Origin of the sequence: Mesorhizobium sp. ES1-1 (assembly GCF_020164785.1) — a bacterium.
Classification (GTDB): Bacteria; Pseudomonadota; Alphaproteobacteria; order Rhizobiales; family Rhizobiaceae; genus Mesorhizobium.
Window position 1 is genome coordinate 1 of the sequence record NZ_JAIUGX010000003.1, and the last position, 20,503, is coordinate 20,503.

Consider the following 20,503-nt stretch of genomic DNA (forward strand, 5'->3'; position numbering starts at 1 on the left):
CTTTTTCATGGATAGTCCCCCGTGCCCCAATGGCCGGCGTGCTATGACGCAGCGTCACATGGATTGTCAATGCCGGCCTGGGCCGAAAGCGTGACTTCAAGCCTGGCGCCGGTGGTAACTCCGGCACAAGCGAGCATCGCACAAGGTGGCGCACCGACGGGGCCCGGCGCTGGAAACCTTACAAGGCTGTAAGAGATATGCCCGAGACCCGCCCTGACGAGCGGGTTTCGGAGCGAACTTATCCGCAGGGCTGCGAAGCCAGCTACACCGTATGATATGATTTGATTGAATGCTGTTATAAGTGCGAGCCGAGCGCTTGACTCGAAAATCTCTATCAGCCTAGCTGATTTCAGTAACACTGTGCTTGTGGCCATGGCTGTCTACGACAAAGTTCGACAATTAACAGTAGCACGCTTGCTTGATGAGGCTGAGCGAGCATCGGAGATTTTTGACATTTTTTTGGCGGGACCGTACATAAAACCGGATCTGCCTCCTGAGGATGAAGTAAATGTTAAGTCGATTGCTTCGATATTGCGGTACTATTTGTATCATAAGCTATCAGAGTGGGGGCATAATATATACCTCGGCGAGGACTATGCTTTGCGCGAGGCCGGTGTTTCGCACTATGGCACAAGCAACAATGCGGTATTATATGAGCGGCATTACATATCAAAACATATTGATGCAGTAATTGTTCTTCCATCAAGCCCTGGGTCTTTCTGCGAAATCGGGGATTGGGTCTCTGATCGGGATATCTGCTCTGACATGCTAATCGTGGTAGAAGGTATTCATGAGGGTGTCGCTAACTATATCAATGACGGTATTGTGAAGTTTGCTCGAAGCAACCATGCGACGGTACACTACCATGCATATAGTGACCAGGATGGCGTCCTCAATCTGTGCGCCGTATTCATAAACGAAGTTGCTCAGAGGTTACGTATCGAGAGACTCTATGGCAGAAAGTAATTTATCAAGCGCCGAGCTGTATGTAATTGCTCTTCGCATAATACAACCCGCTAGAGTTCAGGACATAATTTCAGCTTGCCGCGATATATGGGGTATAGAAGTCACCGAGGAACTAAAAAGTTCCGTAATGGCGGTCCATGAAAAAATGCGGGCAGACGGCTACCTAGTAAGCGTTCGCAAGGGAACGTTCGTACTAGACGCGCGCGGAACAGCAATTGCAGCCCGACTGGTGACAGAAAGAGCACTGGACAACGCAAGATTGTTCTTGATGAAAAAGCAGCGAAGACAGTACCATCGGGCTGCGGGGCGGCATGGATAGGACGCTGCATCAGCGTCCTGGTTTTCAGGTCTTGCGTGTAAAAGGCGCGCTTTGTAAGAGCCGCTCGAGAATGGCTGCATAGCAGCCACGAGCGGAGTTCTCGAGCGCCTCTTACAAAGCACGCACTAAGCAATCTCTAGGATTGGTTTTTGTCTAATGCCGCCCCGCTCCTACTACAATTCCCCAAGAGTCGACGATTATCTGGCGCTCGCTAGGGCCTTTTTCGCGGAGGATGCCGATGCAGCGGCGGCATTCGCCGAGGTGGAGCGACGGCCGTACATAGAGAGCGAGACCCATCTGGCATCGTATCTCGGAATTTCCCCTTCTATAATACGCCAAATATTACGCCATCCTAAATTTCACTACCGAACCTTCAAACTTAAGAAAGCCGACGGAACTAACAGGATCATATGTACGCCAAGAACTTATCTGAAAGTAATACAATGGTGGATCAGCGACAATATTTTATATACCGAACAACCGGACGTTTCTGTGCATGGATTTTGCAAGGGGCGTAGCTATATTACAAATGCCTCTGCGCATTCCGGTGCAAAGCATTTGTTGAATCTTGATATACGTAAGTTCTTCCCAAGCATAACTGAAGAGATGATCGTTGGGGTATTTCGTACATTAGGCTACAGCCCAGCTGGTGCTAGCCTTTTGGCCCGGCTTACGTCACTAAATGGTGAGGCACCTACTGGCGCTCCGACAAGCCCTGCAATCGGGAATCTTGTGCTGGCTGAATTCGACAAAGCGGTATCGGCAGCCGCGACTGCGAACAATATCTTATATACTCGCTATGCCGACGACCTCACGTTTTCGTCTCAGAACCGTATCAATGAGGATTTCCTCGCAACCATATCGACGCTGGTCCAGAGCAGTGGCTTTGAACTGAACCTTAAGAAGACACGTTTCTTGGGGCGTGGTGCCCGGATGGACGTGACCGGGCTCGTTATCAATCAGGGGCTTAATCTTCCAATTGAATGGCGCAACTGGGCTCGAGGGTACTTGCAGCGTGTAGTGCGAAATCCCGCAGCTTTTATCGACCATCGTTCAACCATAGCTGGGATTCTCGGAGTACTAAAATCGATAGATCCGACGGAAGATAGGGGGCTGACACAGAAGGCTAAGTCCGCTCTCAGGGCAATCCAAGAGCAGGCATCCTAGCGATCGGCAAAAAGGTGACCCCCAATCCCCATCTTCAAAGGCCCGGATAAACGCCTCCTGGGAATATCGGCCTTGCCAAACTGTCACATCCGCTTCTTGCCTTCGATGTGCTTGTGCAGCAGTTTGCGCGACGTCTCGTCCGTAGCATTTGGCGGTCGGTCCATGTGCAGCGCTAAGATGGTTTCGTAGAAGATGAGGTTTCCATCCTCGTTATGCACAAGGATGACACCCCAAGATGTTGGGGTCACAAGGGCTACGCAAACGAATCCTTGACGGCACAGAACGAGTCGCCTTGTATTGTCTTAGGCTCCTGTTGAGAGTGCGCCCGGAAGCTCTGAGCCGGTCTTTTTTCCCGCATATGTGCGTTTTGCCCCGATTGGCGGCTCTTTTGCGGACGCGGAGAGGTGTCCTATGGCGATCAAGAGAAGGGGGAACATCGAGTTTAAATTAACTGTCTGTTACCACTATAATTAGTGTTTGCAGGTAGATGCGGATTTGAAAACAATTGGAGAAACGAATCAGCCCGCCACGGAGGCGGGCTGACTGAGAGAAAGTTTTAGGCACCCGTAGCTCAGTGGATAGAGCGAGTCTTTGCTAGGGACCGGGTCGCAGGTTCGAATCCTGCCGGGTGCATTCCAACTTTCAAACGAAGAATCTCATATGTAAATTAATAGCTCAACAAAAAAGAGTGCTATTTTGATGCTTTCTTTTTTCGTGGGTTGTGGTGGCGCCCCGTTTCGCAGCTGCGGCATCTATCACGTCACCGCACTGCCGCAACCCCCGGGGTGGGACCCGCTGCCTGCGGCAGCTCCCACCCGGACTTGCGCTCGCATCGACCCACCGGGTCGATGCGTTCGGCCAGAGGCCGAACCGCTTAGTCCCCCATCTTCAAGGCTTGGATAAACGCCTCCTGCGGAATATCGACCTTCCCAAATTGCCGCATCCGCTTCTTGCCTTCCTTCTGCTTGTCCAGCAGCTTGCGTTTGCGCGAGACGTCGCCGCCGTAGCATTTGGCGGTCACGTCCTTGCGTAGCGCCGAGATGGTCTCGCGGGCGATGACCTTGCCGCCGATTGCGGCCTGGATCGGGATCTTGAAGAGGTGGTGCGGGATCAGCTCCTTCAGCTTCTCGCACATCTGGCGGCCGCGCTTTTCGGCCGCCGTGCGGTGGACCAGCATGGAGAGCGCGTCGACCGGCTCCTCATTGACCAGGATCGACATTTTGACGAGGTCGCCCTCCTTGTAGTCGGTGAGGTGGTAGTCGAACGAGGCGTAGCCCTTGGAGATCGACTTCAGCCGGTCGTAGAAATCGAAGACGACTTCGTTGAGCGGCAGATCGTAGGTCAGCATTGCGCGTTTGCCGACATAGGAAAGGTCGGCCTGGATGCCGCGCCGGTCCTGGCAGAGCTTCAAGATGCCGCCGAGATAGTCGTCAGGCGTCAATATGGTGGCGCGGATCCATGGCTCCTCGATGGCCGAAATCTTGACCACGTCAGGCATGTCGGCCGGGTTGTGCAGCTCCTTGACCGAGCCGTCATTGAGCAGCAGCCGGTAGACGACGGAGGGCGCGGTGGCGATCAGGTCGAGGTTGAACTCGCGCTCCAGCCGCTCCTGGATGATTTCGAGATGCAGCAGGCCGAGGAAGCCACAGCGATAGCCGAAGCCGAGCGCGGCCGAGGTTTCCATCTCGAAGGAGAAGCTGGCGTCGTTGAGGCGCAATTTGCCGACGGCGGCGCGCAGATCCTCGAAATCGGCGGCGTCGACCGGGAACAGGCCGCAGAACACCACAGGCTGCGCCGGCTTGAAGCCGGGCAGCGCCTTGGCCGTCGGGCGCTTGTCCTCGGTGATGGTGTCGCCGACGCGGGTGTCGGCCACTTCCTTGATCGAGCCGGTGAAGAAGCCGAACTCGCCGGGGCCGAGCTCGTCGACATTGATGCGGGCGGGAGTGAAGACGCCGGTGCGCTCGACCAGATATTTGGCGCCGGTGCCCATCATGCGGATGGTCTGGCCCTTTTTCAGCACGCCGTCGATGACGCGCACCAGCACGATGACGCCGAGATAGGCGTCGTACCAGCTGTCGACCAGCATCGCCTTGAGGGGTGCTGCGGCGTCGCCCTCGCGCGGCGGCGGCAATTGGTGGACGATGGCCTCCAGCACGTCGGGAATGCCCAAGCCCGTCTTGGCCGAGATCAGCACGGCGCTGGAGGCGTCGATGCCGATGACTTCTTCCACCTGGCTGCGGATGCGCTCGGGCTCGGCGGCCGGCAGGTCGACCTTGTTCAGCACCACGACGATCTCGTGGTTGTTGTCGATGGCCTGGTAGACATTGGCGAGCGTTTGCGCCTCGACGCCCTGCGAGGCGTCGACGACCAGCAGCGAGCCCTCGCAGGCAGCGAGCGAACGCGACACTTCATAGGCGAAGTCGACATGGCCGGGCGTGTCGATGAGGTTGAGGATATAATCCTCGCCATTGTTGGCATGGTACTTCAGCCGCACCGTCTGCGCCTTGATGGTGATGCCGCGCTCGCGCTCGATGTCCATCGAGTCCAGCACCTGCTCCTTCATGTCGCGCAGCTCGAGCCCGCCGGTCAGCTGGATCAGCCGGTCGGCAAGGGTGGATTTGCCATGGTCGATATGGGCGACGATGGAGAAATTCCGGATGTGGTCGAGAGGGGTGCTCATGGCGCGCGCTTTAGCAGGGGCGGGGTTGAGGGGCAAGCGGGGCGCGGTGTTCGGGGGCGCGGGAAGGGGGAAGGATGCTGGACGTAGTGCAATCACCAGCTCATCTTGGATCCATGCCGCATCAACCCGTCCCTCCCGCAAAACGCAGCTTCGCCCGCTCGCTACGTCGCGAGATGACCGAGGCTGAAGACAGACTATGGAGCGAGTTGCGTGACCGCAGGCTCGACGGGATAAAATTTCGGCGTCAGGTTCCGATCGGAAAATACATCGCCGATTTCGTTTGCGCCGAAGCTCGGCTGATCGTCGAGATCGATGGCAGCCAGCACGCGGACTCCGATCACGATCGCATTCGCACCGCGCAGCTGGAAGCGGAAGGATTTCGCGTGCTGCGCTTCTGGAATGACGATGTGCTGAAAGAAATGAACGCCGTCTGCGACACGATCATAGCCTATGTGCGGGACAAGAGCCTGCTGCCGTGGCGCTAGGCTTCCCCTTCTCCCCTTGCGGGAGAAGGTGGATCGGCGCGCAGCGCCGAGACGGATGAGGGGTGTTCCAGCGGAGTGGAGCACTGGTGTTCCAGCCGAGTGAGACGTTGGTGTTCCCTGGAACACCCCTCATCCGTCGCCTGCGGCGACCCCTTCTCCCGCAGGGGGAGAAGGCAAGAGCAGCGCGGCGATCACGAACCGGTGAGCGATGTAACGAAGCTTCGGGTGGCGGCGAAATGGGTGATGACAGGCGCATCCGGCGCCTCAGGGAGCAAGCCCAATGCCCAGAAAACTCATCGCCTTGGCCGGCCTCCTCGCAGCATCCTTGTTTTCCTCGCTCGGCAGCGCCTTCGCCCAGCCGCTCACCGTGGTCGAGCTGTTCACCAGCCAGGGCTGCTCGTCCTGCCCGCCGGCCAATGCCAATCTGATCAAGGTCAAGGACCAGCCCGGCGTGCTGGCGCTATCGTTCAACGTCACCTATTGGGACTATCTCGGCTGGAAGGACACGTTCGGCAAGGCGGAATTCACGCAGCGCCAGGTCAGCTACGAGCCGGCGCTCGGCCATGACGGGCCGTTCACCCCGCAAGTGGTGGTCAATGGCCGTGCCGATGCTGTTGGTGCGGCGCCCGGCGAGATCCAGCGCCTGATCTCGAGCGCCGGTTCGGCCAAGGGCCCGTCGCTGTCGCTTGCCGGCGGCAAGGTCGCCATCGGCGCCGGTTCGGCGCCGGGCGGCAAGGCCGATGTCTGGCTGGTGCGCTACGCCAAGGGCGTCGTCCAGGTGCCGGTCGGGCGCGGCGAAAACAGCGGCCGCACGCTGCCGCATGCCAATGTCGTCCATTCGCTGAAGAAGCTCGGCAGCTGGACGGGCGGCGCCACGGCGCTCGACCTGCCGGCGGCCCAGGGCGACCTGCGCACCGCCGTGCTCGTGCAATCGCCGGGCGGCGGGCCGATCCTCGCCGCCGCAGCCGACTAGATTCGCGCCAAGATATTGCGCAACGCCGCATGGGCGGCATCGCAAACCCCGGCCGCCGAAAGCGCGCGCCTTCCCAACCCAAGGAGACCATGATGACTATTCTTTCCCGCATGACGCTGCCGGCCCTTGCTTTCGCCCTGTTCTCGACCGCGCTGACCGCCGTCGGCATCGCCCGCGCCGAGGATGCGATGAAGCCGGCCGACCCGATGGCCACCGATGCGATGAAGCCCTCGACTGATGCCATGAAGCCGGCCACCGACGCGATGAAGCCGGCGGATCCGATGGCGACCAATGCTATGAAGCCTTCGACCGATGCCATGAAGCCTGCCGATCCGATGGCCACCGATGCCATGAAGCCGGCGACGGACGCGATGAAGCCCGCAGGGAATTAAGGCCGGCATTGCTGACAATGGCGGATTTTGGTGCTGCCCCTCACCTGCCTGCCGGCATCCTCTCCCCGTTAAGGACGGGGAGAGGGGCGCTGTCGTCGACGATTTCGCAGACTGTCAGCGTTTCAGAAGGAACGCCGGCGCTGCAGCCAGCCGCTCTCTCCCCGTCACTATACGGGGAGAGATGTCCGGCAGGACAGTGAGGGGCGGCGCTGCCGTTGTTCGAATGCAACCGAATGTGAGCCAGCCGACGCAACTCGCGCATCGCGCGACCGTACCTGATCCGATAGACTGAATGCCAATGGAAGCCAAAGGAGCGCAGCCATGACCGACATCAAGACCCCAAGCCGTTCGTTAGGATTTATCAAGGGCGGACTGGCCGCCCTGGCGCTGGCCGCCGCCGGCGCCTCGTTCTGGCTGACGCCGGCCGTCTCGGCGGAAGACGCGGTGGTGATCCCGCCGCCTTCTGTCGACGAGAAGGCTGCGCCCGGCAGCGAGAAGGCGATTTTCGCCGGCGGCTGCTTCTGGGGCGTGCAGGGCGTGTTCCAGCACGTCAAGGGCGTCAGCAAGGCCGTCTCCGGCTACACGGGCGGGGCCAAGGACGACGCCGTCTACGAGACGGTCGGCTCCGGCCGCACCGGCCATGCCGAATCCGTCGAGATCACCTACGACCCGTCGAAAGTCACCTATGGACAGCTGCTGCAGGTCTATTTCTCGGTCGCCCACAATCCGACGCAGCTGAACTACCAGGGTCCGGATTCAGGCACGCAATACCGCTCGACGATCTTCGCCGAGACCGCTGCGCAGAAGAAGATCGCGCAGGACTATATCGCCCAGCTCGACAAGGCCAAGCTGTACGGGGCGCCGATCGTCACAACGATCGAGACCGGCAAGACCTTCTACCCGGCCGAGGGCTACCATCAGGATTTCCTGACGCTGAACCCGACCTATCCCTATATCGTCTACAACGACCTGCCCAAGGTTGCGAACCTCAAGCAGCTTTTCCCTTCGCTCTACAGCGAAAAGCCGGTGCTGGTGCAGTCGGCCAGCAACTGAACGAAGTCTCCCCCTTGAGGGGGGAGACTGGGCCTACATGCCCTTCATCGCGTCGCAGGACACGTTGGGGTTCATGTCGGCGAAGGTGCCGGTCGGATTCTTCTTCCACGCCCAGACATGCAGCTCGTAGAAGGGTCCGAGCCCATAGCGGTTGGGAGCGCTGTTGAAATTGAACAGCTGTCCTTCCAGCGAGGCCGGCCCCTTCGAGGTGATGTATTCGACAGCAACGAGTTTCATCGTGCCGTCCGCCATCGGCTCGTACATGACCGCCTCCGGCTTGGCGAGATCGACGGCGTCGTCCTTCAAATAGCCGGCGTTGACGTAGTGGATGCCCATGGCGCCGCCGGTGATGCCGCTGGCGCAGGGGATCGGCGCGTAGCCTTCGGCGGTTGCCGCCGCTACGGTCTCGAAACGGCTGTTGGCCGCCCGAACCTTGGCGTCCAGCGTGTCCCCGTCATGAGCGTTGGCGGCCGTGGCCGCGATCGACAGGATCGACAGGTTGATGAGGTGCTTGGTCCATAGGTGGATGTTCAATGTCTCTCTCCATTTGTTCGTGATGATAGGCGGGAGCGGCCTGCCGCTCCCGTCGTCAAGCCGAATCCCGGCTGTGCGCGTCAGCGGTCCTGCCTGGTGAAGTCCCAATAGTGCGGCAGCCCCTCGTCCTCAGGCAGGCCGATGTCGCATCTCAGATGACGGTCTTGTGGTGGCCGCCGGCCGCCGCCGCCCGGCAAGCGCGATCGCAGCGCCGCAGCGATGCGCCGCAGCAGGCCCGGCAGACTGATTTGCCCGGCGTCTCCCATGGAGGGCGCCGGGTCGCCGGCCTGCATTCCATCAGCCAGGCCGGCATCGCCGCGAAGGGCAATCCGATGCTGGTCGAGCGCATCAATGGTAAAAGTAAGGGTCGAGGACCCGCACCTCCGTGATCTTGTCGACCGGCAGCGAATTCTTCTGGGCTGTGCTGCGGATCGCCTCGGGCGACGGCGCGTCATAGATGCAGAAGCTCTGCTTCTTGTCGGGCGAAACGAAGGACTGGACCCAGGTCACGCCCTTCTCGGCGTTGCGCAGGATGACGCCGTCCATGGCGCTGGCGCCGGCATCGTTGACCGGCACGACGAGGCCATCCGGAAATGTGCGTTCTACAACATAACGAGGCATATCGATCTTCCTTTTCCATTGTTACACGCCCGCTTCGAGCGCTGCCGGACTAAGACCACGCCCATAAAATCTGCGCATCGGAACCTTTCCCTATGTTTTGTGGGATGATTCCCTATACTGGATGCGTTATGTGCAAAGCGGCACCGGCGTGTGGAGAGGGCCACATTGCGGGTTGTGGTCCCGAAGGTTCGTGGCGGAGCATCGGGACGGCCGAGACACGATCCCTGTTGAGCAGATGACAATGCTTCTGGAACGGCAGACACAGCTGGAGCAGCTGGACGGACTTCTAGCGGAGGCCGCTCGCGGGCGCGGCCGCGTCGCGGCGCTGGCCGGCGAGGCGGGCGCTGGCAAGTCGGCGCTGGTCGAGGCCTTCCTAGCCGGTGTGGCGGACGGGACGCGCATCCTGCGCAGCGCCTGCGAGGACCTGTCGATCCCCGACCCGCTCGGGCCTCTCTACGACCTCGCCCGCGAGGCGCAATGGGCGATGCCGCGGGCGATCGACGACAGGCAGGGCGGCAGGCTGCCCCTGTTCTCCGACGCGCTGGCTGTGTTCGAGACCAAGGCGCGGCCGACGCTGCTGGTGATCGAGGACCTGCATTGGGCCGATGACGCGACGCTCGATTTCGTCCGCTTCCTCGGCAGGCGCATCGCCAACACCCACATATTGCTGCTGCTGACGGCGCGCACCGACCGCAGCGAGGGGCAGATGCGCGTGCGGCGCGCGCTGGGCGAAATCCCATCCGGCGGCATCGCCCGGATCGAGGTGCCCTTGCTCAGCGAGGCGGCGGTGCTGTCGCTGGCCAAGGCCGCCGGCCGCGACGGCGCCGCCATCTACAGGGCAACGGCCGGCAATGCCTTCTTCGTCACCGAACTGCTCAGCGCCGAAAGCGAAACGGCGCTGCCGGCCAGCGTGCGCGATGCCGTCGTGGCGCGGGCCGAACGCCTGTCGCCCGGCGCTCGCTCGATGCTCGACGCGGTCTCGGTCTTCCCGAGGCGGGCCGATGCATGGGCCTTGACCGGCCTGTGCGGCGTGGCGAGCGCAGGGCAATTGGCGGAATGCGTCTCGAACGGCTTGCTGGACGATCTGGGCGATGGCTATGCCTTCCGCCACGAGATAGCGCGCCACGCCGTCGAGATGATGCTGACGACCAGCCACAGGCGGGCCTTCAACCAGCGCGCGCTGTCGGCGCTGCTCGACAAGGGCGGCGCTCCGATCGCGCGGCTGGTGCACCACGCCGTCGAGGCCCACAATCTCGAGGCGGTGCGCCAATTCGCGCCGATCGCCGCCCGCGAGGCCTCGCGCCTCGGCGCCCATCGCGACGCCGCCGGCTATTGCGAGGTGGCCCTGCGCCATGCCGACGCGTTGCCCAGGGACGAGCGCGCCGCCCTCTACGAGCAATACGCCTTCGAGTGCCATCTGATCGCGCGTATCGACGAGGCCATCGGCGCGCAGGAACAGGCGCGCGCGCTGCGCCAGGCGCTTGGCGATACGCTGAAGGAAGGCGATAGCCTGAGATGGCTGTCGCGCCTCGCCTATCTGCAGGGCGACCGGCAGGCCGCCGACCGGTTCGGCGCCGAGGCGGTCGCGCTTCTGGAGACCGTTCCCCCGAGCGCCGAACTGGCGATGGCCTATTCGAACCTGTCGCAACTGGCCATGCTGGCGGAAAGGCTCGACGAGACGTTGGCGCTGGGCGCCAGGGCGATCGAACTCGCCGAGCGGCTCGACCGGCCGGACGTGCTTTGCCACGCGCTCAACAATGTCGGCGCCAGCGAACAGTGGCTGGACCTCGCGAGCAGCCGGCTGCATCTTTCCCGAAGCCTCGAAATCGCCCTGGAGGGAAATTTCCAGGAGCATGCCGCGCGCGCCTTCACCAACAGCGCCTGCGGCGAGATGAACCAGCTGTGCTACGCCGAAGCGCAGACCTTCCTCGACCGCGGCATCGACTATTGCGTCGAGAACGATCTCGCGACATGGCGCGACTACATGCGGGGCGTGCGGGCCCAGTTGCTCTTGCGCCAGGGGCTCTGGAACGATGCCGCCGCAGAAGCCCTGGAGGTGATCACCAACGACCAGGCGACGCCCCTGGTGCGCTACCCCGCTCTTGTGGCGCTGGTGAAACTGCGCCTTCGGCGCGGCGATCCGGCGGCGGCGCCGCTGCTGGCGGAAATGACGCGGTTCCTCGAGAGGGGGACCGAATTGCAGAGGCTGCTGGCCTACGCCGCCATCCTCGCCGAGCAGGCCTGGATCGGCGAGGCGGAAAAGGCCGAGGCGCTGCGGCTCATCGACCTTGCGGCGTCGCTGGCGCCAGCGCCGGCAGTGTTTGCCGAACTGGCGAGCTGGCGGATGCTGCTGGTTCCCGACAGTGACCCCGGCGACACGACCGGAATGGCCGCGCCGTACCGGTTACTCTTGGCCGGCAACTGGCGGGACGCGGCTTCGGCCTGGGCCGATCTCGGCGCGCCCTATGAACGCGCCTTGGCGCTTGCCCAGGGCGACGAGCCGGCGCAGCGCGAGGCATTGGAGATTCTCGAAGCGCTTGGCGCCAGGCCGGTCGCCCAGCATGTGCGCGACATCATGCGGCGCAACGGCGTCATCCGCATCGCGAGGGGCCCGCGCCAGACCACGCGCGCCAACGGCGCCGGCCTGACGCAGCGCCAGATGGAGGTGCTGCAGCTGATCGAGCGCGGCTTCTCCAACAAGCGGATCGCCGAGCATCTCACCATCTCGCCGAAGACAGTCGATCACCACGTCTCGGCGGTGCTGGGCAAGCTCGATGCCGTCTCGCGCGGGCAGGCCACGGCGGCAGCGCGCGACTCGGGCCTGCTGTGATGGCGCCGCGGCGCAGGCCAGGCGCCACGGGCTAGCAATTCCAGGAAAAGTGTGAAACGGTTTTCCGTCCGGAATGGCGTCAAAACAATGAGATAGAGCAATCCGCCGTTTCCGTTAAATGGTGAATTGCTCTAGCTGGGCGCCGTCGCCTTGCGCCATGGCAGGCTCCAGCGCAGCTTTTCCAGCGTCGCCTTGGCGTCGACCGGTTGCGGGCCGGCTTCCGCCTCGCGATAGCGGGCCGAGCCCGGCGGCGGATAGGCAAGCGTGTTCTTGAGCGTCAGCTTGTCGATCTGGGCAAAATCCGGAAACGGCAGGTTCTCCGCCTCGCGCCAGTCGCTGACGCGCTTTTCGGCGGCCAGGCGCTTGCCGTCGTCGATCGGCAGGTCGGCGGCGCTGTATTCCATCTGCGCCGGGAAGGCGAATTGCGCGCCGGCCTCGTCGAGGATGTTGATGATCGACAGCAGGATATCTTCGCGGATAGCAAGGAATTCGCCGCCATCGGCCGTCATGATGTAGGTCGAGATGTCGACATCGAGCGAATAGGGGCCGAAGCCGACGAAGCGCACGCGGCACGGATCGTCGATGACGCGCGGATGCGCGATCAGCAGCTTGCGCAGCTCCGCCAACGTGTAACGCAATTGGTCGGGCGTGGTCTCGTAGCGCAGCTGCAGCGTAGTCACGAAACGGGTGCGGTCGCGATGCGCGTAATTCTCGATCTGCATGCCGGCGAAGTCGGAATTCGGCACCGAGATGATGGTGCGGTCGAGCGAGCGGATTCGCGTCGAACGCATGCCGATATGCTCGATCGTGCCGGACTGGTCGCCGAACTTGCAGAAATCGCCGACGCTGACGGGTCGGTCGGCGTAAAGCGTCAGGCCGGAGAGGAAATTCTGCAGGGTCGGCTGCGCTGCAAGCGCGACCGCCAGGCCGCCAATGCCGAGACCGGCGATGACGCCCTCATAGGGAATGGCGAGCACCTCGGCGAGCAGCAGGAAGGCGACGACCAGCACGGCGACGCGGGCGACGCCGGTGGACAGCGAAATCAGCGTGTCGTGGTAGCCCGGCGCCGGCCAGCGGCCGCGGTATTGGCCGGCGATGGTGCCGATGAAGTGCCACACCACCGGCACGAAGCCGATGACGATCAGGCTCCAGCCCGCCGCCTTGACCGGGGCGGCGATCGCCTGAGGCAGACCGAGGGGACGCAGGGCGAAAAGCAGGAACAGGCCAAGCACGACAGCGCGCACCGCCCATGCGACGACGCGCAGGAAGGTCGAGCGTTGCGCTTCGGCCTGGACACCGGCAACAAGCCGGATGGCCGCGTTGGCGAGGAAACCGACGGCAATGCCGGCCAATGCCGCGAAGCCGAGCGCAAGCCACTGCCAGCGTTCGATGGGTCCGGCGCGGGTGAGCAGGTCCGGGCTGATCACACGAGCAAATCCGCGCGTGGCGAAGAACGGGTCGCTGGCGGCGAAGGCGGCGAACTCGGGCGCCACCGGAACATCCTCTATATCGGCATAAAGGGCGCGGATATTGGCCAGCGTCTCGGGCGTGAACTGCCAGATCTTGCCCTTATCCGAGGTCACAGGGCCGACGACGACATTGCCGGACGGATGTTCGAAATAGACATAGGGCGTGTTGGACTTGGGATCGTCGGGGATCTCCTGCCAGTAGACATAGCCGATACGGTCGATGACCTTTTTCAGATAGCGCTCGAGCAGGACCGCCTCGTCGGCGCGCACCGCCGGATTGTAGTCGCGCAGGTCGAGCGCCGCTTCGGCCGGGTCGCCGACCTCGGTGATGCCGCCGAGCAGCATCTTGAACGTATCGCGCGGCGAAGCGAGCTTGTCGGGATCGTCGACCATGTCGACGGCTTCGCCGCGAGCCGCCTGGAATTCCGCGAGCTTGGCCCGCAACTGCCCGAGCGGCGGGCCGACGATGAACCATGCGCCATTCCTGGCGCGGAAGGCGACATCGAAGACGACGTTGGTGTCGTATTGCTGCAAGCTCGCCGTCACCATGTCGCCCGCGATCGCCTCGTGCGGCAGGCTCCACAGGCGAAACGTCGTCTTGTCGATGACCGAAAACAGAAGCTTGGTGTAATCGGGCATGTTGAGGCCGCCGCGATCGGCATCGCTGACATCTATGAGGCCGGCAGCCAGGGCGGCCAGCCCCATGCCGCCGCCGGTGGCGCGTGCCACATTGTCGGCGCCGCTCTCGTTCATGGTCTGCAGGAAGGAGCGCATGACCGTCATCGGGCTGGTCTGGTCGACGCCGATACCCTCGACGGCGGTGACGCGCACGCCGGTCCACCATTCGGCGGTGGCCGATGCGAAGCGGCCCATGAAGCTCGCGCCGTCGGGCGCCTGGACGAAGGAGAATTCGCCCTGCCGGTCGCCCTCGAACCAACGGCCGACAAGGGTCTGGCCATCGGCCTTGGCCTCGATGCGGCCATTGTAGAGGGGATAGACGCCCTTGACCTCGGCGCCGGTCTGCTCGAACCTGATCTGCGCGCCGCCGCCACGCCATTTGGTGTCCCAGACGCCGGTCCAGTTGGCCGTCTCCTGCGCATGCGCCAGAGACGGCAACAGGCCGGCGAGAGCCAGCGCGGCGAAGAGCGCGATCGTCCGCAGCAACAGGAAGACCAGGCCTTCGCGCCACGCCGGGGAGATGACATCACGCATGGGAGTGCCCTTTTCTCATCGGCTCGGTGCCGAGGCCGCAGAAAAGGTTATTCCGCCTGAAGATGAATATAGTCTTTCCCCAACGGCATCCGGCCGGAGGATCAGCGAGATAATCCGAGATTAGCCCTTTGCAGGGTGGGTCAGTCGTAGGTCAGGTCGGTCGCCTTGCCGCCAAACACCCGGTAGGCATAGAAGGAATAGAAGATGATGACCGGCAGCACGACCACCGTGCCGGCCAGGATGATCGCCAGGCTTTCCGGGGCGGAAGCCGCCTGCCATATGGTCAGCCGGTCCGGCACCACAAAGGGATAGAACGACCAGGCGAGACCGGCGAAGCCCAATGCGAAGATCGCCGCCAACGTCAGGAACGGCGTCAACGCATGGCGGTCTTCGGGCTTCGGCAGATGGAATGTCTGCCGCCACAGCCAGAGGAACAGCACGGCCGACAGGACCGGCAATGGCGACAGATAGAGCATATCGGGCCAGACAAACCATTTGGCGAAGATGCGCGGGCTGGCAAAGGGGGTCGCCAGCGACACGGCGGCCATGCCGAGCGCGGTCAGTACCAGCGCCGTGCGCAGCCAAAGCACCGCTTTTTTCTGCAACTCGCCTTCCGTCTTGTAAATCACCCAGGCCGCGCCCATCGCCGCGTAAGAGGCGGCAAGACAGAATGCGACCAGCACGCCGAACGCCATGCCGCTGAAGCCGACGTCGAGGCCAAGCACATAGACGCCGAGCATGTAGCCCTGCGCCAGCGAGGCGATGACGGAGCCAAGGAAGAAGAGGCGGTTCCAGCGATGCTTGCGCTCGGTCGGCACCTTGGCGCGGAAGTCGAACGCGACGCCGCGCAGGATCAACCCGACCAGCAGCACGAAGACCGGAATATAAAGGGCCGTCAGAATGATGCCATGCGCCAGCGGGAAGGCGACCAGCAGCAGCCCGACCGCGAGCACCAGCCATGTCTCGTTGGCGTCCCAGAACGGACCGATCGCGGCGATCATCGTGTCCTGTTCGGCATCCTCGGCGGCTGCGAACAGGATGCCGATGCCGAGGTCGAAACCGTCGAGGATGACGTAGATCAGGATGGCGAGGCCCATCAGGCCGGCGAAGATCAGCGGCATCAGAGTTGGCCAGTCGAGGGTCATGGTCTTACTCCCCAGCGACCGGTTGCGACATCGGCGCGTTGGCGACACCCGGCAGCGGCGAGGTGTCGCCATCCTTGGCGGCCTTCAGCGCCAGATGCACCAGCACGCCGAGATACGCGATCAGCAGGAACGCGTAGAGGATGAGGTAGACCGCCAGGGTCAGCGCGACATGGCTGCCCGCCACCGGGCCAACCGCGTCGGCGGTCTTCAGCACGCCGGTCACCAACCAGGGCTGGCGCCCGATTTCGGTGGTGTACCAGCCGGCCAGCGTCGCGAGCCAACCCGACAGCGCCATCGGCACCATCAGCAAGGCCAGCGGCTTCGGCAGGCGGTGACGACGCTTGAGGTAGAACGCGGCCGACCATGACACGACGAGCATCAGAAGCCCGGTGCCGACCATGATGCGGAAGCTCCAGAAGAGGGGGAAGACGGGCGGGTGGTTGCCGACATAATCGTTGAGCCCCGGCACGACGCCACTGGAGCTATGCCTGAGGATGAGGCTTGCACCGTCGGGAATGGCGACCTCGAACCTGTTCTCCTTGGCCGCCTCGTCGGGCATGGCGAAGAGAACCAGCGGCACGTTGGGGCCGGTGTTCCAGTTGGCCTCCATGGCGGCGATCTTCTGCGGCTGGTGCTCGAGCGTGTTCAGGCCGTGCTGGTCGCCGGCGAGAATCTGGATAGGGATCAGGATGGCGGCTGTGAAGATGCCGGTGCGCAGCGCCTTCCACATCGATTCCGAGCGGTCGCCCTTGAGGTAGCGCAGCGCCGACAGGCCAGCTATCAGGAACGAAACCGTCAAGCCGGATGCGAGCAGCATGTGAACCAGCCGGTAGGGCATGGACGGATTGAAGACGATTGCCCACCAGTCCACGGCATGCGCCACCCCGTCGCGGATCTCGAAGCCGGCCGGCGTCTGCATCCAGGAATTCAGCGCTATGATCCAGAAGGCGGACAGGGTGGTGCCGCCGGCGACAAGCACCGTCGCCAGCGTATGGATGCGGTTCGACACGCGGCGAAAGCCGAACAGCATGATGCCGAGGAAGGCCGCTTCGAGGAAGAAAGCGGTCAGGATCTCATAGGCCAGCAGCGGACCGGCGATGTTGCCGACCTTCTGCATGTAGCCCGGCCAGTTGGTGCCGAACTGGAAGCTCATCGTGACGCCCGAAACGACGCCCATTGCGAAGGACAGCGCGAACACCTTCACCCAGGTGAAATAGGCGCGCATCCAGGCGGAATCTTTCGTCGCATTGTAGCGCAGCTTGAAGAACAGCAGCACCCAGCCGAGCGCGATGGTGATCGTCGGAAACAAAATGTGGAATGAAATATTGGCGCCGAATTGCATGCGCGAGAGGATGAGCGGGTCCATGGCGGGCTCCGGCTGCTTCTAATGCACGCAAGATAGGCTCGCGCCGACCGCAGGTCAAAGCGGCGTCCCGCCGCGAGGCGGAACGTCGCGGCCTCCGGGCAAGATGACGCATGCGTCGCGTCTTTGTGCCTACGCATCGATTTCGGGCAGCTCGCCTAAGTCACGCAGGGTCATTCACGAAAGCTGGCGGGAACTGGCGGCAGTTCCAGGACTCGCGGTTGCACGCACAGCCATTCGGCCTATATGAGGAGACCTCTTTCAGGCAGCCGTCACCATGCCCTCCATTTTGTCCATTTCCGGGGTCTCCAAGACCTACGCCACCGGTTTCACCGCGCTCAAGGAAGTCAATCTCGACATCCAGCGCGGCGAGATTTTTGCGTTGCTCGGGCCCAACGGGGCCGGCAAGACGACGCTGATCTCGATCGTCTGCGGCATCGTCAACCGCTCGTCGGGCACCGTCACCGTGGACGGCCACGACATCAACAAGGAGTACCGCGCGGCGCGGGGCCTGATCGGCCTGGTGCCGCAGGAACTGACCATCGACGCTTTCGAAAGCGTCTGGGCGACGGTGAATTACAGCCGCGGCCTGTTCGGCAAGCCGGCCAATCATGCCTTCGTCGAGAAGGTGCTGCGCGACCTGTCGCTTTGGGACAAGAAGGATGCCAAGGCGATAACCCTGTCGGGCGGCATGAAGCGCCGGCTTATGATCGCCAAGGCGCTGTCGCACCAGCCGCGCATCCTGTTTCTCGATGAGCCGACCGCCGGCGTCGACGTCGAGCTGCGCCAGGACATGTGGGAGATGGTGCGCAAGCTGCGCGAGGACGGCGTCACCATCATCCTCACCACCCATTATATCGAGGAAGCCGAGGCGATGGCCGACCGTGTCGGCGTCATCACCCGCGGCGAGATCATCCTGGTGGAAGACAAGGCGGAACTGATGCGCAAGCTCGGCCGCAAGCGCCTGGTGCTGGAACTGCGGAGCCCCCTGACGGCCATTCCGGAAGCTTTATCGCGCTACGCACTGGAGCTGTCGCCCGATGGCGGGCAGCTCACCTATACCTATGACAACCAGGCCGAGCGGCCGGGCGTCGCCTCACTGATCCGCGACCTCGAGGCCGGCGGGATCCAGTTCCGCGACATCGACACGCAAAACAGTTCGCTCGAGGAGATCTTCGTCAATCTGGTGAGGAAGGACGCATGAACCCGCTGGCGGCCATGAATTTTCGCGCGGTCTGGGCCATCTACCGGATGGAAATGGCGCGTGCCTTCCGCACCGTGTTGCAGAGCATCGTCTCCCCTGTCGTTTCGACGTCGCTCTACTTCGTCGTCTTCGGCTCCGCCATCGGCTCGCGCATCACCGAGATCGATGGCATCAGCTACGGCGCCTTCATCGTGCCCGGACTGATCATGCTGTCTTTGCTGACGCAGTCGATCTCGAATGCCTCCTTTGCCATCTACTTTCCGAAATTCGTCGGTTCGATCTACGAATTGCTGTCGGCGCCGGTCTCCTATCTGGAAATCGTCATCGCCTATGTCGGCGGCGCGGCGACCAAGTCGATCATCCTCGGGCTGATCATCCTGGCGACGGCTTCGATGTTCGTGCCGCTGACGATCCAGCATCCATTCTGGATGGTCGCCTTCCTGGTGCTGACGGCGGTTACTTTCAGCCTGTTCGGCTTCATCATCGGCATCTGGGCGAAGAGTTTCGAGCAGTTGCAGCTGGTGCCGCTCCTGATCATCACGCCCCTGACCTTCCTTGGCGGCAGCTTCTATTCGATCAACATGCTGCCCGAGGTGTGGCGAACCGTGACGCTGTTCAATCCGGTGGTCTACCTGATTAGCGGCTTCCGCTGGAGCTTCTACGGCAAGTCGGACGTATCTGTCGGCGTCAGCCTCGGCATGACCGTCGTCTTCCTGCTGATCTGCATCGCCATCGTCGGCTGGATCTTCAGAACCGGCTACCGGCTAAGGAACTGACCGACGGCCCAGCTGTTCCAGCGCATCGAGGTCGATTGAAGAACCTGCAAGGGCGTTCCGGAAGTCGGCACGTCAGATCGCCTTGACCAGCCGTAGCAGGCCCAGCATCTCGATGTAGGTACCCTTGCGGAAGGCGATGTAGACCGGCTCCTCGACACCGTGGAAGCGACGCTTGAAAGCGGCCTGGCCTTGCAGATTGAACCTGCGACGGTTGACCCACGGCGAATCGTAGGCGCGCTGGAAGGCCTTGCGCCAGAAATCGCTTTCGGCAAATCCGCTCGGCACGATATCGAGCATCGGCGACAGGCCCAGCGTAACGACCGCGATGCCCTCTTGGCGAAACCGGTCGACGGCGAACTTGGTCAGGCCGATCTCGGCATGCGGCGAGGCGTCGAGATGCTTGCGCTTGAAGGCGGTGGTGTAGCCGATGACCTTGCCATCGCGGAAGATCGGATCGAAGTCGAGCAGGGCGATCAGTTCTCCATCCGGGCTGTGCAGCACGAAACGGCGCATGTCGGGCCCGAGCTGGTCGTTGAATGGCCGGTTAAGGAACTCCATCTCCCAGCGCTTGACGATGCGATCGCCGCGCCAATTATCCGACAACCGCTTGATCTCATCGAGAAAGACCGTTCGCTTGTCCTCGTCGAAGGAAAAACCCTTCTTCAACAGCCAGCGTTCCGAATAGCGAACCGTCTCGTTGCGCTTGCCGGAAAAATCATGTCCGGGAAGCTCTAGGCGGGTGTCGACGCCGAGGCGATTGATCCTGTAGCCAAGTCCGGCCAGCACATGCGCGGTCTCTTCGCCGATCTGCACGAACCACGGGCCGCCGGCCATCTCGACGAAGCGCCTGATGTAGTCGGCCCGGCGCGCCGGTGCCGCCACCGGATCGCCGAGCGCGAAATGATGTTTCATCTTGGTGCCGAACGCGATGTAGCCGTCGGCGTCGCCGAAATAGGACAGTTTGCTCTGGACCGCGCTGGAATAGGCGAGCGAGAAGTCGCCATGGCGACGAACCAGCGCCAATCGCTGGACATGCGTCAGCGCCTGGCGCTCGACCTTGGGCGCCGCACGCTCAAGGATGTTGTCGACATAGTGCCGCAAGGAGGGCATGGTGGAATTCCGGGCCGCCTACGGCGCCGCGCCACGAAAGGCGCGCATGCCGTAACAGTTTCATTCTTCGCGTGAGCGTGAACCGCACAGGATTCCAGCTTGCGCGCGTGGGACAACAGAGACCCCCAGCCCCGGGTCTCGAATCGATCACATTGCCGCGACCCGATTATCGCCCATATCGCGCATATGCCATATAAAGCGCAA

Annotated in this window: 17 protein-coding genes and 1 tRNA gene; 10 read left to right on the forward strand and 8 right to left on the reverse strand. The window is 62.5% G+C overall.

The features are described from left to right. Positions 1 to 372: 372 nt before the first annotated feature. The 3 genes from LB513_RS05265 (at position 373) to LB513_RS05275 (ending at position 3,085) form a co-directional block, all read left to right on the forward strand. Positions 373 to 966: a hypothetical protein gene (locus LB513_RS05265; protein WP_224662417.1), complete on the forward strand. Its 594-nt coding sequence runs from the start codon at positions 373 to 375 to the stop codon at positions 964 to 966. A 475-nt stretch (positions 967 to 1,441) separates the two neighbouring features. Continuing rightward, positions 1,442 to 2,452 (forward strand): reverse transcriptase domain-containing protein, encoded by a 1,011-nt coding sequence (locus LB513_RS05270; RefSeq protein WP_224662418.1) that lies wholly within the window; start codon positions 1,442 to 1,444, stop codon positions 2,450 to 2,452. Positions 2,453 to 3,012: 560 nt separating this feature from the next. Continuing rightward, positions 3,013 to 3,085 (forward strand) — tRNA-Ser (locus tag LB513_RS05275). A gap of 241 nt (positions 3,086 to 3,326) precedes the next feature. Here the strand turns inward: LB513_RS05275 and lepA are convergent. Next, positions 3,327 to 5,132: a translation elongation factor 4 gene (lepA, locus tag LB513_RS05280; protein WP_224662419.1), complete on the reverse strand. Its 1,806-nt coding sequence runs from the start codon at positions 5,130 to 5,132 to the stop codon at positions 3,327 to 3,329. A gap of 113 nt (positions 5,133 to 5,245) precedes the next feature. Here lepA and LB513_RS05285 point away from each other — a divergent pair, with 113 nt between their 5' ends. The 4 genes from LB513_RS05285 (at position 5,246) to msrA (ending at position 8,035) form a co-directional block, all read left to right on the forward strand. After that, positions 5,246 to 5,617 (forward strand): endonuclease domain-containing protein, encoded by a 372-nt coding sequence (locus tag LB513_RS05285; protein WP_224662420.1) that lies wholly within the window; start codon positions 5,246 to 5,248, stop codon positions 5,615 to 5,617. A gap of 280 nt (positions 5,618 to 5,897) precedes the next feature. Beyond that, entirely contained in the window at positions 5,898 to 6,590 is a 693-nt protein-coding gene (locus LB513_RS05290; RefSeq protein ID WP_224662421.1) for a DUF1223 domain-containing protein, read from the forward strand. A 92-nt stretch (positions 6,591 to 6,682) separates the two neighbouring features. Then, on the forward strand, positions 6,683 to 6,982 hold the full coding sequence (locus LB513_RS05295; RefSeq protein WP_224662422.1) for a hypothetical protein: 300 nt from the start codon (positions 6,683 to 6,685) through the stop codon (positions 6,980 to 6,982). A gap of 321 nt (positions 6,983 to 7,303) precedes the next feature. Next, entirely contained in the window at positions 7,304 to 8,035 is a 732-nt protein-coding gene (msrA, locus tag LB513_RS05300; RefSeq protein WP_224662423.1) for a peptide-methionine (S)-S-oxide reductase MsrA, read from the forward strand. A gap of 33 nt (positions 8,036 to 8,068) precedes the next feature. Here msrA and LB513_RS05305 read toward each other — a convergent pair whose 3' ends face one another. The 3 genes from LB513_RS05305 to LB513_RS05315 form a co-directional block, all read right to left on the reverse strand. Further along, positions 8,069 to 8,569: a hypothetical protein gene (locus tag LB513_RS05305; RefSeq protein ID WP_224662424.1), complete on the reverse strand. Its 501-nt coding sequence runs from the start codon at positions 8,567 to 8,569 to the stop codon at positions 8,069 to 8,071. Positions 8,570 to 8,649: 80 nt separating this feature from the next. Next, positions 8,650 to 8,835, reverse strand: coding sequence for a hypothetical protein (locus LB513_RS05310; RefSeq protein WP_224662425.1), 186 nt, complete (start codon positions 8,833 to 8,835; stop codon positions 8,650 to 8,652). Between the two features lie 82 nt (positions 8,836 to 8,917). Beyond that, a complete protein-coding gene (locus LB513_RS05315; protein WP_224662426.1) occupies positions 8,918 to 9,190 on the reverse strand; it encodes a DUF4242 domain-containing protein in 273 nt (90 codons plus the stop codon). Between the two features lie 241 nt (positions 9,191 to 9,431). On the opposite strand from LB513_RS05315, the gene LB513_RS05320 reads away from it, so the two are divergent. After that, on the forward strand, positions 9,432 to 12,020 hold the full coding sequence (locus LB513_RS05320) for a helix-turn-helix transcriptional regulator (protein WP_224662427.1): 2,589 nt from the start codon (positions 9,432 to 9,434) through the stop codon (positions 12,018 to 12,020). A gap of 131 nt (positions 12,021 to 12,151) precedes the next feature. Here LB513_RS05320 and LB513_RS05325 read toward each other — a convergent pair whose 3' ends face one another. The 3 genes from LB513_RS05325 to LB513_RS05335 all read right to left on the reverse strand — a co-directional run bounded on the left by LB513_RS05325 (position 12,152) and on the right by LB513_RS05335 (position 17,212). Beyond that, a complete protein-coding gene (locus tag LB513_RS05325) occupies positions 12,152 to 14,701 on the reverse strand; it encodes a mechanosensitive ion channel family protein (protein WP_224662428.1) in 2,550 nt (849 codons plus the stop codon). 140 nt (positions 14,702 to 14,841) lie between these two features. Further along, entirely contained in the window at positions 14,842 to 15,846 is a 1,005-nt protein-coding gene (locus tag LB513_RS05330; protein WP_224662429.1) for a cytochrome d ubiquinol oxidase subunit II, read from the reverse strand. A gap of 4 nt (positions 15,847 to 15,850) precedes the next feature. After that, entirely contained in the window at positions 15,851 to 17,212 is a 1,362-nt protein-coding gene (locus LB513_RS05335) for a cytochrome ubiquinol oxidase subunit I (RefSeq protein WP_224662430.1), read from the reverse strand. A 274-nt stretch (positions 17,213 to 17,486) separates the two neighbouring features. Here LB513_RS05335 and LB513_RS05340 point away from each other — a divergent pair, with 274 nt between their 5' ends. Together LB513_RS05340 and LB513_RS05345 are read left to right on the forward strand one after the other, a co-directional pair. Then, positions 17,487 to 18,413: an ABC transporter ATP-binding protein gene (locus LB513_RS05340; protein ID WP_224662431.1), complete on the forward strand. Its 927-nt coding sequence runs from the start codon at positions 17,487 to 17,489 to the stop codon at positions 18,411 to 18,413. A 14-nt stretch (positions 18,414 to 18,427) separates the two neighbouring features. Continuing rightward, positions 18,428 to 19,189 carry an ABC transporter permease gene (locus LB513_RS05345; RefSeq protein WP_224662880.1) on the forward strand — a complete coding sequence of 254 codons (762 nt, stop codon included), beginning with the start codon at positions 18,428 to 18,430 and terminating at the stop codon, positions 19,187 to 19,189. Positions 19,190 to 19,261: 72 nt separating this feature from the next. Here LB513_RS05345 and LB513_RS05350 read toward each other — a convergent pair whose 3' ends face one another. Continuing rightward, entirely contained in the window at positions 19,262 to 20,299 is a 1,038-nt protein-coding gene (locus LB513_RS05350; RefSeq protein ID WP_224662432.1) for a phosphatidylglycerol lysyltransferase domain-containing protein, read from the reverse strand. Positions 20,300 to 20,503: the final 204 nt, after the last annotated feature.